This window comes from Alkalihalophilus pseudofirmus OF4 (assembly GCF_000005825.2).
GTDB lineage: Bacteria > Bacillota > Bacilli > Bacillales > Bacillaceae_D > Alkalihalophilus > Alkalihalophilus pseudofirmus.
Genome location: NC_013791.2, coordinates 1,733,713 through 1,747,791, shown reverse-complemented (window position 1 = coordinate 1,747,791; position 14,079 = coordinate 1,733,713). Strand labels below are relative to the sequence as shown.

Genomic DNA, 14,079 nt, shown 5'->3' with positions numbered 1-14,079 from the left:
ACTACTATGGAGTGTGATGTATAGATGGACGATGTTCCGTCGAGTTTGATTGCGTTTTTTATCATATTGTTAGGGTTATCCGCTTTTTTCTCCTCAGCGGAAACGGCATTTTCGAGTGTAAATAAAATCCGTTTGAAACATTATGAGGATGAGGGAAGGAGAGGGGCACGAAAGGCAGTCCAGATAGCTGAGAATTTTGATAAGACGCTCTCAACACTTTTGGTCGGCAATAACCTGGTGAATATTGCGGCTGCAACGCTATCTTCACAAATTGCGATCCAATTGTTTGGTCCAAGTCTTGGAGTGTTTATTAGTACATTTGTTGTTACGATTTTAGTGTTGATTTTTGGTGAGATTATCCCTAAATCATTGGCTAAAGAGTACGCAGAAGGCTATGCGCTTAAGACATCAGGGTTCTTATTTTTGCTCATTCAAGTGTTCTATCCAGTCACTTGGGTGTTTCTGCAAATTAAGAATGTGATCTCACTCTTTGTAAAAAATAAAGATCAGACTCCATCTGTCACAGAAGAAGAAATTAAAATGCTCGTTCAAATAAGTGAAGACGAAGGGGTCATCGGTAAAAGCGAGAAAGAAATGGTGCACCGTTCACTCGAATTTGATGACATTATCGTTCAAGAAATCTTGAAGCCTCGTCCAGATATGATTGCGATTGAGGTGGATCAAGATATTGCGTTGATTAAACATGTATTTTTGACCGAGCATTATTCAAGAATCCCTGTGTATGAAGGCACCATTGATAATGTGGTCGGCATCCTTTCAGAGCGTGACTTTCTTACGGCGTATATCGAAGAAGGGGAAACACTTAATGTGCGCTCATTAATGAGACCTCCTTTATTTGTTGTAGAATCTATGAAAATTTCATCGTTATTACCTGAACTTCAAAAGAAAAAGGTGCATATGGCGATTGTTATTGATGAATTTGGAGGAACCTCAGGTCTTGTCACACTCGAAGATCTTCTTGAAGAAATTGTAGGGGAAATTTGGGATGAGCATGATGTCAGTATTAACCAAGTCCGACAAATCGGTCCGTCGAGCTATGTGGTGGATGCTGATTACTCGATTGATGATTTTGCTGAGCTTGTTGATATCGCACCTCCAGTGACTACTCATCATACAGTAGGGGGCTGGCTGATTGAAGAATTTCAGCGCATTCCTAAAGAAGGCGAAGAATTCCATTATCAGAACTTAAACTTGCGTATTGAAAAAGCAGAAGAGAAGCGAGTACGCCAAGTTCATTTAAATATTAATCATAACTCAACCGAACCCGGCCAAATGGCTGCGATATAAGGGAAGAGGAGTTGTCCTGTGGGCAGCTTCTTTTTTTGTGTGGATGTGAGAAGGGAAGGCGGTGGGAGTAAGGTCAACCGGCGCAATTATTGGTTCAATCTATACAATAGTTCTCAGCACCGGCTCATATCCAGCTTGAAGGGACGCAATAGGAAGGGATTAACGCAATTAAGCTCCCAACCGACACTATTACACGAAAGAAGAGAGCAATTACCTTTCCTACCGGCGCATAAACGAGGGGAAAAGATACAATTGAAATGACAGCAACTATGCGTGGGGAGTCAGTAAGGGCGAATCTTCACTTCCATATGGTATTTAGTGTATATAAACCTTAATTATGGAAGGGTAATGTGCTATGATGATAGAGTCATTACTTTTGTAGAAGGAGAAAAGCGTTGACTATCATTATTCCAGAGTGGGTATATACCCTATTAAACATACCCTCTAAAACAATATTCACCCTGCTTTGTACAATGTTGACTGTATTATTTTTTAAATTATTTAAAATTGAACTAAACAAATGGATGGTCTCTATCGTCTTCCTAATCATTATGATCCCTGCACACATGTTCATTTCAAATCAATATTCACAAGCTTGGCTGCATGATCATATGACCGTCATTACTGGTTCAAATGAAATCTTAGAGCATTCCTACGAAAATCCTGTTCTTCTGACGACTGATGATGACTTAATCCTTTTTACTGAATTTCCCTATGAAGAAGTAATTCCAATGCAGCTAACGGACGATTACTCTACTAATATACTTGTGAAGCCCGTTATATTAGATGTTGAGTCGATTAGATATTTACAGCAAATTCATTCAAAAACAACTGATATAGAATATGAATTTCAATTTTTTTCTTTAGGTTATTATTTAATGGATATAATCATTCCTAAGCTGCAAAATGAGCTGGAAAACGAAGCAGCAAATCTAGAATTCTTTCTAAATGAACAGCAATTCAGGCAGGAGGAAGTCAACGAATTAGTTAAGCAGCACCTACATAAGGTTTTAGATAATACCGAAATGGAATTATTTGATTTAGAGATTATAGACTGAAGTAATAAATAGAATGGGCTGTTTGGGTGGGATGTTATTGAAAATTAAGTGCTTCTTATACACGTGTGTGGTTATTTCATTGTTAGCAGGCTGCAGCACAACAACAACACTCGACGAGTTAATTGAATTTGATAAGGGCGATGTAGAATCCATCGAAATTTGGGAACTGGACGCAAATGAACGAATTGAAGTTGAAGACAGCGATAAGAAACAAGAACTGTTCGATCATTTCTCGAGTATGACTTTAAAGAACACAAAGCAAGCTGCAGGCAAAGAGCCTGATAAGATATTTATTATTTATTTAAGAGGGCCGCATATTGAGTTTACGATTTACAGTAACTATACAGCCATTATAAATTCAGAAGATTATATAGTGGAAGACTTTGATATGAAGATCTTATAGTCATTCTTTCGATAAACGAATTGCATATATGCATAGACCAAACCCAACTTTAGGGGATGATCATCTCAAGAATGAGTCAAGCAGCACCTACATAGAATTTTAGACAACATATATAAGGGAGGTGGGGAAGTGAAAAGAGGTTTAAATATCATCTGGCTGATCTTTTCGGGTGCTTTTGTTTTATTATTTTCCCTATGGATGAGCGGGCCTGGTATAGCTGAAACGAATGAACCTACCTATCGACTCTATTTTATGATTCCATTTCTAGTTTGGTTGATTGGCGTATTTATACAGTTTTATTATAAACACTTCCTATTTGGTTTTTTCGTCACCTTAGGCGCTACGTTCTTCTATGTTTCATTAGTGATTCAAGCAGCCCTCTTATAATCGTTTATGAACAATCCTTGAAGTCTTCTTTTTAAGAAGGCTTTTTTCAATGGATTATCGAAATATATTTTTATAGTGATTTTATGAAGGGAGGATTGTGATGGATCGACCATATAACGACCTTATTGGTGACATATTAGAAGAGAAAGGCGAGAAGGATACTTTAAAGGGTAAGGGGCAGCCTTTATCCTCAGACTATATGAAACGTGATACCTTTCAGCAGTTTCAGGAGATCGCAAAAGATGCAGGGTATGTGCCTCATTGGTTAAAGCTTCAAAAGGAGATATCAGCTTTAATTCATACATGCAGGAGTGCAAGTGACCTTGAGCTGATTAATGTAAAAATTAAGGAACATAATTTAAAATGTCCACCGCAGATGCAGCGTAATCTGATCACAGTGAACAACCTAGACAGGGCGAAAGAAGTTTGGTAATTACATTGATTATATGAGGAGTGTAAAAGATGAACCGAGTTAACCTGATTACTTTAGGGACAAAAGATATTTCCAAAGCGCATGACTTCTATAAAGAAATTGGTTTCGAGACCACAGTAGTAGGCGATCCTGATAGCCCTGATATTGTATTTTTCAGAAATGAAGGCTCAAAAATATCACTTTATCCAATTGAACATCTTGCACAAGATATTAATAAAGAACAACCTCCTGCCATCAATCAAGGTGGATTTCGGGGGATTACTTTTGCGTACAATACCAAATCAAAAGATGAAGTAGACAAGGTACTAACCCAAGTTAGACAAGCTGGTGCAAGTGTAATAAAAGAAGCAGCACCAACGGATTGGGGAGGGTACGGTGGTTATTTTCAAGACCTAGACGGCTACTATTGGGAAGTCGCTTACGGTGAAATGTGGGAATTCGATGAACAGAATATGTTGAAAGTTTGATCGTCTTGCTTGGATTATTCCAAGCTTTTTTATTTGAACTAAACGGGCTTGAACTTACGAAGAGAATCGATTACCCAGTCATAAACCTTCTACAAACAACGAAATAGCAGGCAGGACATAAAACAACCCTAATAAACTGAACACAAACAGTGCAAATAACCATCCTTTCTTTACGTTTAAAAGAATATAGGCGGATAGGATAACAAATACATCAAATATAAGAATGGCAGCGATCCACGTTTCAAACGTACGGTTAGGATCAGAAGCTGAGGGATTGTAGATTCCTGCTATACCGATCATGGCAGCAAACAAAATAATAAGGATATGCACTGATATTACAGTTATTCTGTACATTTGCACCTCTCCTTTTACTATAAATTGTTCTCTATTTTAATTAATGACTTTCAAATCATATAAAACCAAGCAAAACCAGGTATAAATTCCCAAACCGTCATTCTAATCTGCTAATATAAGGAAAGTGAGATTATTTCATACATATTGAAGAGGTGAGCATCATTGAGGATTATTGGTTGGATCGGATTATTCCACGTAGCAGGATTCGTTACGTGGATGGTAGTAAACCTTATTTTTCAGATACAGAATCCTATTACTATTGAACAAGACTCTAGACTTTCCATCTCTGTGCTTGACTATTACAGTCAGTTTCCAGGATATTTTGGCTTTGACCATGGCTCGAAGGCTATTATTCTTTTAATTAGTGCAGTCATACCAATCGGAATCTACCACTTATGCAGCGGGACTCGTTCTTTTCAAATGAACAATCTTATCGCTTTTATATGTGGCAGTGCTGGGTTTATCCTGTATGCCTTATCATTCATTCTACAAGCCGCTGCTGTTAGTTATGCCATTAAGTTATACAGTCAAGCAGTCGATGAAACCACTAAACAATTTGCAGCCCTTCTCATAGAGTGGTCTATGATGGAAGGTGGTTTATCGACAAGCATCTACATATTAGCTAATTTTTTGATTGGGATATGGATCATTTTACATTCTCAAGGTATTAAAAACATAGGTTTTTCATATCGGTTTAGGTTATTTGGTTATATTGTTGGAGGTTTACTAATCGTAAGTTATTTCATTGCATGGTTTTTCTTAATGCAAGGCACCCAAGTGATGCACGATGTAACAGAGGTCATTGGGATTCTTTTCTTTGTTTGGCTTACGATCCTAAGTATTTCATTTGTTAAGGGAAGTTCAATAATACCTAAAAGAGTGGAGGAATAGCATGTTGCGTTCAAAACGAATTCACCTCAGAAAAGTAACAGAAGATGATGTTGAGTTATATCACAGTTGGCGGAATGACTTGGAGGTAATGAAAACAACGAGCCCTTATATAGATAGCTATACACTAGAAGAAACTAGGAACTTTGTTCAACATATTCTTATCGGTTCTGTTGATTCTAAAAGTTATATGATTGTTGACATTTCCAGTGGAGAGGCTCTAGGTATCACTTCTTTAGTTCATCTTGATATGAAAAATAGAAACGCTGAATGCATTATTGACATTGGCAATAAAGATTTTTGGGGCAAAGGTTACGCTAAAGAAGCTCTCACTGTATTGCTTGACTATGCCTTTTATGAGTTAAATCTACATCGTATCTCACTTAAGGTTTATTCAATGAATGAAAAGGCTATTCATTTATATAAAAAGCTCGGTTTCAAAGAAGAAGGTGTGAGCCGAGAAGTTCTATTCCGTGAAGGCAAATGGCATGACCTTATACATATGGGAGTGCTGTCTGGGGAATATAGTAACAACAAATGATGTTGGGACGTGATTCAAATGAAACTCAAAACGATCTTTGTAACCTGTGTGTTTTCTATTATGTTAGCTGGTTGTATGCAAGCAGGCGAAACACCGGAGGACGCGTTACCTACTCAACCAGATAGCGTTCTTTCTCAAGCTGCACTTAATGAAGAGACAATCGCTATCGCTTATTCAGCAAATGAGACCATCAACGTATCTACTGTCCAGAAACAAGGCGGAAGCTGGTTTGTATTAGAAGAATTACAATTAGGTGAAGCTTCCTTAGACAACATAGACACCGTTAAGGAAGGACAGTTTATCATTGCGGGATTTTCGGAGCAAGATGACAACGCCTCCGTAGATCAAGTTCCCCTAACATTAGGTGATGCAGGTGAAGTGAACGTATGGTTCTTAAACAAGAAAAGTAGAACGAATTAATGATTACCTAACGAATCTGATTATACGTTTATCTCCTCTTTACCAGGGAATAGATGGGTATTAGCATCTATTTCAAGGAGGCGGTACATATGACAAAATCAATTCTTATCACAGGAGCTGGCACAGGACTTGGCAAAGGAACCGCTATCGGTCTTGCGAAAGTCGGGCACAAAGTCATGGCAGGGGTAGAGATCGATTCCCAAGTCACTTCCCTTAGAGAGGCTGCTAAAGCTGCAGGAGTGGAGCTCGATGTATTCAAAATGGACATTACTTGCCCAGAAGAAAGAGGGAAGATGGCTAGCCGAGACTTCGATATCTTTGTTGCCAATGCAGCAATTAATCAAGGGGGACCTCTAGGCGAAGTGCCAATGTCTATTTTTCGTGAAATGTTTGAGGTAAATGTATTTAGTACGCTTGAAACTGCCCAAATAGCAGCGAAAAAGTTTGTAAAGAAAGGAAAAGGAAAGATCATCTTTATGTCCTCCATGGCCGGATCGATGGCGGGTCCTTATGCAGGGCTTTATGCATCAACCAAGCATGCACTTGAAGCGGTGGCTAAATCATTACAAAAGGAAATGGACTATTTTGGTGTTCAAGTAGCTACCATTAATCCAGGACCGTTTGCGACAGGATTTAATGATCGTGCGGTTGAAGCGAAATGGGACTGGCTGCGTGAAGGCATCCATTACTCGCCATTTGATGAGATGAAAGAAAAGGATAAAGGTGTAGAAGATCAGTTTGACCCTGAGGGAATGATTGAGAAAATGGTCGAAATCATACCAAAAAATTCTCATAAATTTAGAACCGTCTATCCTCCAGAAACAGAAAAGCAAATGCGTGAAGAGGAAGCAGAAAATTGGACGAAAGAAATATAAGATAGATATGACGCAACAGGATCACTGTTGCGTCTTTTAAATTTTTCAGATTACCTATAATCATCTCTAAAAAGAGACCAAATCTACTATGATTAGGTCTCTTTCGTCTATTACTAGTAAATGTAAGAAAGATGGCAGCCCGTTTTGTTTATCCTTCTTTAAAACATCTATACCTTTCTCTTGTGCGATGCATAGGTTAAGAGAGAGGAGGTGATAGAGTCATGTCTAAGAAAAGAAAGAGCTGCTGCTGTAAAAAGACGATTCGTGAACTAGTAAAACAGTTTAAGTCTCTTTTAAACATTAGAACCATCCCAATTGCAGACATTCCTGATAATTGTGAACTAGTTTGTAATGGACCATTTTGTATACTCGTTTGTTATGCGGAGGGTGGGGAGACGATTCACTGCGATATTGTCTGTGATGATGCAGGTAATTGCCAGGTCATTTGTAATGAATAACACTTCATTCTTGAGCGGTTTCATTTGCTCAAGATTACATAAAGTTTTAATGAAACCAAATCCTCGCCATCGATAAAAATAGAAGGTATCGATGATTTTAACATAGAATAAGAAGTTAAAATAGCACATTTATTCTTAAACTTTCCACTTATTGATGGTAAACTGAGAAAGTTCATTAAAACAAAGGCTTAACAATTCCGTTTTCACAAAGAAGACTACCTTCGATAAAAAACAACCGATGAAAGAAGAATAATGCAGCTTATTTCAACGGCTGAAACCGAAATGATAGTTTAACTACTAGACGAACCATTATGGGAATCAGCACATTTCATTTACACCTCTAGCACTAGCGGATACATCTATTATATGAGTTTATATAATATAGTATCTCACTTTTAGGAGGTGTAGATATGTGTTACTACCATGACTGTAGATGCCATGATAGACGTGACGACCGTCGTGATGATAGGCGTGATGATCGTCGTGATGACAGGCGTGACCATCGTTGTGATAGACGCGATGATCGTCGTGATGATAGGCGTGACGACCGTCGCCATCACCATCACCATTGCTGCAAAAAGTGCTGCTGCCGCTGCTGCCATAGACGTAGATGTTTCTGTAACCTTTTCTTCTGGTAGAAAAAAGAAGCTCTCACATGGTGGGAGCTTTTCCGATGAATTCATAGAAAAATAAGAGGCATCAATCTTAAATACATACGAAAGGTTGGACCAATTTCTTTTTTGTTTATGCTGATGATCATGCTGGCAGTTCTGGTTTAGCAGGTTGAAAATAAGCGAAAGGCACCCACTTAAGCATGGGTGCTCATACATGTTACATTAATTATTTAAATCCGTTAAACCTGGTGCGTGTTCATTTGGCATATCAGGCATTTCTGGAACAGGATGCCCTTTAGGCGGCGGGGTAACAGCCAATTCACCGTCATTTCTGCTTGGAGATGTTCCTTGGAAGATTTCTCCCATGCGAGTTTCATCCAAACGGAAGTTAAACTGAGCATTATGGAATCCCATCTCGACATATTTGCGGCACTCAGGATATTTATTAAGATCATAATTTGGAACAGGGAAGAGCTTACCCCAATCAACACCTAATGTTTCTAGCGCTTTAGCAAAGGCATTTTGATGGGCGTTATCCCGTACAATCAGAAAAGCGATCGTCTCACGTAATGTCTTATTATCGCTCATCTCATAAATTCTAGATTTTTGCAAAACCCCAGTGGATTCAAGTACCACATTATTTAAAAGGTTTGCTACTAAGTTTCCATGGTCATACACCCAAGAGCCGTTCCAAGGGTTACCGCCTGCATCAACAGGAAGCGATGCTTTAGCTCCAATGATATAATGATGAGGATTTGCTCCAGCTTGGATGACATCATCTAACGGGGCCCCGTCTTGCGCTTGGTTTCCTGGCATATCGCCGCCTGATTCATTTAACAGCTGGTTAATGGTTGATTGAACAAGCTCAATATGACTCAGTTCTTCTAAGAAAACGCCTCTAATTAAATCACGGTACTGCTTCGCTTTGCCTCTAAAGTTTGCGCTTTGAAATGAAAATTGCATCATCGTTCTCATTTCACCAAACTGACCGCCAAGCGCTTCTTGCAGGACTTTTGCTGCATGTGGATCTGGTTTATCAGGAACAATCATGTTGATTAAATCTTCTCTATAGAAATACATAGGATCTACCACCTTTGAATGAAAGTCATTTCCTATTGTCCCTAAACCGTTACTATCTATTCAAAGTAACTGATACAGAAAGGATTGAATAACATTGTATCCATACGAAATGATTGATCCATACTTTTGGGAGAAATTTTTCCTATTTATTTTGTTAACAGCACTAGTGCTTTTCTTATTTAACGAAGGGATGCGAAGACTGCTGAAGGTTGAAAAAAGAGGGTTTTTCAATAAAGCTGTCTATGTCAACAAACGGCACAAATTGATTGATAGGATGATACGGGTTATATTTTTGGTGTTCATGATCATTGCGCTGATTGTAAATGTAACTAGAGACTCTGTCGAGATGATCAGAATTTTCGATCCAGCTATTTTATTATTTTTTATGCTTTTTTTAACGGAAACTACCCGCGCCGTGATGGAATATAAATATTCGGAGGAACGCAATCGCTATCTTTTAACCACGAGCTTCGTGCTATTTACGTCGATTCTTGTCATTTCTATGCTCATGACGGATTTTTACGGGTTATTCTAATGTTCCCGCTTCATAATACTCATAGATTCTCCATGCAAATGGCATACTATCTGCAAAATGAATTGTATGCTTGGAGGAATGAGAGTGGAAATGAACGGAGATCAATTGTCTGTCTATGCATTAGGCGGACTCCATGAAGTAGGCAAGAACATGTATGTGATTGAATATGGGCAGGAGATCGTTGTAGTGGACTGTGGTAATAAGTTCCCCGATGAAACGCTGCTTGGGATTGATTTAATCATTCCTGATATTCAATATTTAATTGAGAACCAAGAAAGAGTTAAAGCCCTCATTGTCACTCATGGACATGAAGATCATATCGGAGGCATTCCTTTCTTTTTAAAGAAATTAAATGTCCCTGTTTATGCGACACGTTTTACATTGGGCTTGATCGAATTAAAATTAACAGAGCATAAGATTTTACGAGAAACGGAATTAATTGAAATTCTAGCTGATTCAGTGATAACGTTTGAGGAAATTAAAATCGAATTTTTCAAGGTGAATCACAGTATACCTGACTGTCTTGGGATTGTTTTCCGAACTCCAGAAGGAACCATTGTTCATACTGGAGACTTTAAATTTGATCTGACTCCTGTAAACCAGCAGCATTCAGACATTCACAGAATGGCCGAGATCGGCAAAAAGGGGGTCCTGCTTTTACTATCTGAAAGTACGAATGCCGAAAGACCCGGCTTAACGCCGTCCGAGCAAATGGTAGGGCATCATTTAGAAAAGGCCTTCATGGATGCAGAGGGTAAAGTCTTTGTGTCTACGTTTGCCTCAAATGTCAGCCGCGTGCAGCAAGTTGTCCAAGCTGCTATACTAACCAACAGGAAATTAGCTCTGATTGGCCGCAGTATGGTGAATGTGGTGGGAGTGGCGATAGAAAGAGGGTACTTAGCGGTCCCTGACGAGATGTTGATTGATCAAAAGCAAATTAATGACTTTCCTCCAGAAAAAGTGGCCATTCTCTGTACCGGGAGCCAAGGGGAGCCGATGGCAGCTCTTTCCCGGCTCTCAACTGGCAATTTTAGAGGGGTCGATGTCCTTCACGGGGATACAGTAATTTTAGCAGCGGGTCCGATCCCAGGAAACGAGCGCAGCGTGACGACGATTGTCGATAACTTATTTGCTTTAGGTGCAAATGTCATCTATGGATCAGGCGTCACAACGGGAATGCATGTCTCTGGCCACGGTTATCAAGAAGACTTAAAATTAATGCTCAGCTTCATGCGGCCAAAATATTTCATCCCTATACACGGGGAATACCGGATGTTGTACAAGCATCAACAGTTAGCTGAATCAGTCGGGGTACAAGAAGGCCATACATTCATTTTAAAAAATGGAGATGTGGTTGATATCAAAAATCAAGAAGCCCGTCAAACAAGAAAAGTCCACGCAGGACATACATATGTGGACGGAATGGGTGTCGGTGATGTTGGGAATTTAATTCTGAGAGACCGCAAACAGCTTTCTGAGGACGGGATGCTCGTTGTTGTGCTGACCATGAGCAAAACCAAAAAAGAATTAATCTCAGATCCAGATACGATCTCACGTGGATTCGTGTATGTAAAAGAATCTGAAGCGCTGATGAACGAAGTGAATCACCGTATTAAGCAAAGTCTTGCTGAGCTTCGCGAAGAGAACAAAATGGAGTGGAAAGCGATTAAACAGCAGATCAAAAAGTCAGTTGGGGAGTTCCTCTTCTCAAAAACAAAGCGTAAGCCGATGATTATCCCGATTATTATTGAGATTTAATATGGAACAGCTGCCTTCAGTGAGGGCAGCTTTTTTGTGTGAATAATTGGGCGGTGAAGGGAAGGAAATGGGCGCAATAGTCGGCTGAATGAATACATATGTGCTTGCAACCGACGCATATCTCAATTGAACCGGCGCAATTATGATGAACGGACGCAATAATCCCTGTAACCGACGCCATTATAAGGTGAATCAGCGCAATAATTTGAGTGACTCACGCATAAAAAGCTTCAAAAGATACAATCGCATTCGGCGCAACAGCTCTGCACCTTATCCCATATACCCCGCAAAAGAATTTCCATCAAATTACGTACGTTATCTCTCCTTAGGCATATGATGATTTTGATAACTTTAGATAAAGGGGATGACCAATTTGCATTATGGAAGACAAGGAACTAATCCTTATTACCCTAATTCAAACCCATATGTAAACCAGTCGTATCATATGCCTAGAAACAGCTTCGAGAATGATCAACAAGCGGCTGCGGATGCCTTGCTTGAGGGCATGAAAAGGGAGGCCAAGGCAGTTCAGCTTTATACACAATTAGCGAATGCGGCTCCTAATCAAGAGCACAGAGATAACCTTCTTTACGCCCTCGAAGGAAAGAAGGCGTACTTATCACAATTTACTAATCTGTATACAAATCTTACTGGCAGCCATCCTGTATATGATGTTGAACCTGTTTCTGTTAATAGCTACCAAGAAGGACTGCAGAAGGCGTATGAATTAGAAATCGAAGGGTTAAATGAGTACCACCGCTCATGCATGGTCCCGCAGCACCCGGATGTACAGCAAACACTATTATGGGCATTAAATGGCGAACAAGAAAATGCTGCTCGTCTTGATTCATTGCGCTATGACTTCGAACATCGGGCAGAGGACTACGGCGGCCAGCCGTTTGTTGTAGACATTGAGGAAGCGACAAAAGAGAACACCAATTTTAGAACAGCCCTATGGACTGGAGAACATTTTCAGCTAACGTTAATGAGTATTGATGTCGGAGATGATATCGGTCTTGAAACACATCCAAACCTTGATCAATTCCTTCGCATTGAAGAGGGGCAAGGGATTGTTCAGATGGGTGACTCTCCTGAGAACCTGTATTTGCAGCAGGAAGTAGAGGATGATTACGCGATCTTCGTTCCTGCAGGCTACTATCATAACCTTATCAATACAGGGGATGAGCCTCTTAAATTGTACTCCATTTATGCCCCGCCTGAGCATCCATTTGGCACAGTGCACAAAACGAAAGAAGATGCGCTGGCTGCTGAAGAAGAGCATAATCATTATTAAGATTTATCCCAAGATTCAACAGGAGATTCCCGTTGAATCTTTTTTAATTTTCAAATAATAAATCGGCACTCTTGTTAAATTGTGGTAAACTACTGTTACAACCAACTTGAGAGGGGAGTCGAGCGTGTATGCTGGGGAAGAAACACTTTGAGGTGAAGACTGTAAACGGAGTGCTCATGGGGAACGGTTCAATCTCAATTAAGGGAGTCCATCTGAATGTTCATAGCTTTTTCATAGATGGGATCTTAATTGATGCAGGAGCAAGATCTCTTGAAAAGCATTTTATCCCTTTTTTTAAAGAATTGAAGATTGATCAAGCGATCCTCACTCATTATCACGAAGATCACTCTGGATGCGCCTCTTTTCTGCAAAATGAACTTAGTGTTCCTATCTATATGAACAACTTAATGATTGCATCTTGTAAAAAGAAAGCCGATTACCCGCTCTACCGCCAGTTATTTTGGGGCAAACGGAGGCCATTTACAGCACAGCCAATCACTGATTCCTTTCAATCAAGCCGAGTATTGTGGCAAGTAATTAACACACCAGGCCATGCAGCAGACCATTTCGCATTTTTAAACACCGAAACAGGACAGCTTTTTACTGGGGACCTTTATTGTCAGGAAAAAACGAAAGTCGTTCTGCGCGAAGAACATGTGCCTGATATTATTGCGTCTCTTAAGAGAGTGTTAACGTATGACTTTGAAGATGTGTTTTGCAGTCATGCCGGCTACTTGAGGGAAGGCCGGGTTGCACTTACTAGAAAATTAGAGTATTTGCTTAATTTAGAGAGCACTATCTTAAAGCTTCATGAGGAAGGTAAGAGTGTAGAAGAGATCAATCATGAGCTATTTCCTAAAACCTATCCTATTACTCGTTTTTCACGCGGAGAATGGCATTCGATTCATATTGTCCGGTCTGTTATAAGTCAAAATAAGGTGACAGTAAAGAGTTAACCACCCCATGAATTGAATGATTATTCATTCAATTCCTTCTGCATAGTTAGGCACCTTGTCAAACGGGGTGCCTTTGGTCTGTTTGAATAAAAGGAATTGTATAATTTCAAGCCGTTTATGCGTTGGTGAAAGTAGTAATTGTGCGGGTCCGGCTGTTTTATGTGCCTATGGATAGAAGGATTACGTCACTCTGCTTTTAATGCGCTGATTGGAGGACGATATGCGTCACTCTCTAACAGAATTATCTGCT

At 39.6% G+C, this 14,079-nt stretch carries 18 protein-coding genes; 16 read left to right on the top strand and 2 right to left on the bottom strand.

The window, feature by feature from the left end; genetic code table 11:
- Positions 1-24 precede the first annotated feature (24 nt).
- From BPOF4_RS08785 to BPOF4_RS08760, 6 genes are all read left to right on the top strand, one after another.
- Positions 25-1,308, top strand: coding sequence for a hemolysin family protein (locus tag BPOF4_RS08785; protein ID WP_012958773.1), 1,284 nt, complete (start codon positions 25-27; stop codon positions 1,306-1,308).
- A 473-nt stretch (positions 1,309-1,781) separates the two neighbouring features.
- On the top strand, positions 1,782-2,366 hold the full coding sequence (locus BPOF4_RS08780; protein WP_158305560.1) for a hypothetical protein: 585 nt from the start codon (positions 1,782-1,784) through the stop codon (positions 2,364-2,366).
- A 67-nt stretch (positions 2,367-2,433) separates the two neighbouring features.
- Positions 2,434-2,769 (top strand): hypothetical protein, encoded by a 336-nt coding sequence (locus tag BPOF4_RS08775; protein ID WP_218959106.1) that lies wholly within the window; start codon positions 2,434-2,436, stop codon positions 2,767-2,769.
- Between the two features lie 129 nt (positions 2,770-2,898).
- A complete protein-coding gene (locus BPOF4_RS08770; RefSeq protein WP_012958770.1) occupies positions 2,899-3,156 on the top strand; it encodes a hypothetical protein in 258 nt (85 codons plus the stop codon).
- A 100-nt stretch (positions 3,157-3,256) separates the two neighbouring features.
- Entirely contained in the window at positions 3,257-3,589 is a 333-nt protein-coding gene (locus BPOF4_RS08765; protein WP_012958769.1) for a DnaJ family domain-containing protein, read from the top strand.
- Between the two features lie 29 nt (positions 3,590-3,618).
- On the top strand, positions 3,619-4,056 hold the full coding sequence (locus tag BPOF4_RS08760) for a VOC family protein (RefSeq protein WP_012958768.1): 438 nt from the start codon (positions 3,619-3,621) through the stop codon (positions 4,054-4,056).
- Positions 4,057-4,134: 78 nt separating this feature from the next.
- Here the strand turns inward: BPOF4_RS08760 and BPOF4_RS08755 are convergent, their stop codons facing one another.
- Positions 4,135-4,410: a hypothetical protein gene (locus tag BPOF4_RS08755; protein WP_012958767.1), complete on the bottom strand. Its 276-nt coding sequence runs from the start codon at positions 4,408-4,410 to the stop codon at positions 4,135-4,137.
- 162 nt (positions 4,411-4,572) lie between these two features.
- Between BPOF4_RS08755 and BPOF4_RS08750 the strand changes: the two genes are divergently transcribed.
- The 6 genes from BPOF4_RS08750 (at position 4,573) to BPOF4_RS08725 (ending at position 8,285) form a co-directional block, all read left to right on the top strand.
- Positions 4,573-5,301: a hypothetical protein gene (locus tag BPOF4_RS08750; protein WP_012958766.1), complete on the top strand. Its 729-nt coding sequence runs from the start codon at positions 4,573-4,575 to the stop codon at positions 5,299-5,301.
- A gap of 1 nt (position 5,302) precedes the next feature.
- Positions 5,303-5,839, top strand: a complete 537-nt coding sequence (locus BPOF4_RS08745; protein ID WP_012958765.1) for a GNAT family N-acetyltransferase — start codon at positions 5,303-5,305, stop codon at positions 5,837-5,839.
- Between the two features lie 18 nt (positions 5,840-5,857).
- Positions 5,858-6,259: a hypothetical protein gene (locus tag BPOF4_RS08740; RefSeq protein WP_012958764.1), complete on the top strand. Its 402-nt coding sequence runs from the start codon at positions 5,858-5,860 to the stop codon at positions 6,257-6,259.
- An 89-nt stretch (positions 6,260-6,348) separates the two neighbouring features.
- Complete coding sequence (locus BPOF4_RS08735; protein ID WP_012958763.1) at positions 6,349-7,134, top strand: SDR family oxidoreductase; 786 nt, start codon at positions 6,349-6,351, stop codon at positions 7,132-7,134.
- A gap of 221 nt (positions 7,135-7,355) precedes the next feature.
- A complete protein-coding gene (locus BPOF4_RS08730) occupies positions 7,356-7,592 on the top strand; it encodes a hypothetical protein (RefSeq protein ID WP_012958762.1) in 237 nt (78 codons plus the stop codon).
- 423 nt (positions 7,593-8,015) lie between these two features.
- Positions 8,016-8,285 (top strand): hypothetical protein, encoded by a 270-nt coding sequence (locus tag BPOF4_RS08725; RefSeq protein ID WP_041822385.1) that lies wholly within the window; start codon positions 8,016-8,018, stop codon positions 8,283-8,285.
- A 143-nt stretch (positions 8,286-8,428) separates the two neighbouring features.
- Here BPOF4_RS08725 and BPOF4_RS08720 read toward each other — a convergent pair whose 3' ends face one another.
- Entirely contained in the window at positions 8,429-9,286 is an 858-nt protein-coding gene (locus tag BPOF4_RS08720) for a manganese catalase family protein (RefSeq protein ID WP_012958760.1), read from the bottom strand.
- Positions 9,287-9,395: 109 nt separating this feature from the next.
- Here BPOF4_RS08720 and BPOF4_RS22945 point away from each other — a divergent pair, with 109 nt between their 5' ends.
- The 4 genes from BPOF4_RS22945 (at position 9,396) to BPOF4_RS08700 (ending at position 13,829) form a co-directional block, all read left to right on the top strand.
- Positions 9,396-9,821: a DUF4181 domain-containing protein gene (locus BPOF4_RS22945; RefSeq protein WP_412675612.1), complete on the top strand. Its 426-nt coding sequence runs from the start codon at positions 9,396-9,398 to the stop codon at positions 9,819-9,821.
- A gap of 90 nt (positions 9,822-9,911) precedes the next feature.
- Entirely contained in the window at positions 9,912-11,579 is a 1,668-nt protein-coding gene (locus BPOF4_RS08710) for a ribonuclease J (RefSeq protein ID WP_180316883.1), read from the top strand.
- Positions 11,580-11,952: 373 nt separating this feature from the next.
- On the top strand, positions 11,953-12,873 hold the full coding sequence (locus BPOF4_RS08705; protein ID WP_012958757.1) for a cupin domain-containing protein: 921 nt from the start codon (positions 11,953-11,955) through the stop codon (positions 12,871-12,873).
- Positions 12,874-13,001: 128 nt separating this feature from the next.
- Positions 13,002-13,829, top strand: a complete 828-nt coding sequence (locus BPOF4_RS08700) for an MBL fold metallo-hydrolase (RefSeq protein ID WP_012958756.1) — start codon at positions 13,002-13,004, stop codon at positions 13,827-13,829.
- The last annotated feature ends 250 nt before the right edge of the window (positions 13,830-14,079 follow it).

Bases quoted from the DNA above. Each gene is read 5' to 3' on its own strand.
- BPOF4_RS08785 (WP_012958773.1), top strand. From the start codon at position 25: ATGGACGATGTTCCGTCGAGTTTGATTGCGTTTTTTATCATATTGTTA.
- BPOF4_RS08780 (WP_158305560.1), top strand. From the start codon at position 1,782: ATGTTGACTGTATTATTTTTTAAATTATTTAAAATTGAACTAAACAAA.
- BPOF4_RS08765 (WP_012958769.1), top strand. From the start codon at position 3,257: ATGGATCGACCATATAACGACCTTATTGGTGACATATTAGAAGAGAAA.
- BPOF4_RS08760 (WP_012958768.1), top strand. From the start codon at position 3,619: ATGAACCGAGTTAACCTGATTACTTTAGGGACAAAAGATATTTCCAAA.
- BPOF4_RS08755 (WP_012958767.1), bottom strand. From the start codon at position 4,410: ATGTACAGAATAACTGTAATATCAGTGCATATCCTTATTATTTTGTTT.
- BPOF4_RS08745 (WP_012958765.1), top strand. From the start codon at position 5,303: ATGTTGCGTTCAAAACGAATTCACCTCAGAAAAGTAACAGAAGATGAT.
- BPOF4_RS08740 (WP_012958764.1), top strand. From the start codon at position 5,858: ATGAAACTCAAAACGATCTTTGTAACCTGTGTGTTTTCTATTATGTTA.
- BPOF4_RS08735 (WP_012958763.1), top strand. From the start codon at position 6,349: ATGACAAAATCAATTCTTATCACAGGAGCTGGCACAGGACTTGGCAAA.
- BPOF4_RS08730 (WP_012958762.1), top strand. From the start codon at position 7,356: ATGTCTAAGAAAAGAAAGAGCTGCTGCTGTAAAAAGACGATTCGTGAA.
- BPOF4_RS08725 (WP_041822385.1), top strand. From the start codon at position 8,016: ATGACTGTAGATGCCATGATAGACGTGACGACCGTCGTGATGATAGGC.
- BPOF4_RS08720 (WP_012958760.1), bottom strand. From the start codon at position 9,286: ATGTATTTCTATAGAGAAGATTTAATCAACATGATTGTTCCTGATAAA.
- BPOF4_RS22945 (WP_412675612.1), top strand. From the start codon at position 9,396: ATGATTGATCCATACTTTTGGGAGAAATTTTTCCTATTTATTTTGTTA.
- BPOF4_RS08710 (WP_180316883.1), top strand. From the start codon at position 9,912: ATGAACGGAGATCAATTGTCTGTCTATGCATTAGGCGGACTCCATGAA.
- BPOF4_RS08700 (WP_012958756.1), top strand. From the start codon at position 13,002: ATGCTGGGGAAGAAACACTTTGAGGTGAAGACTGTAAACGGAGTGCTC.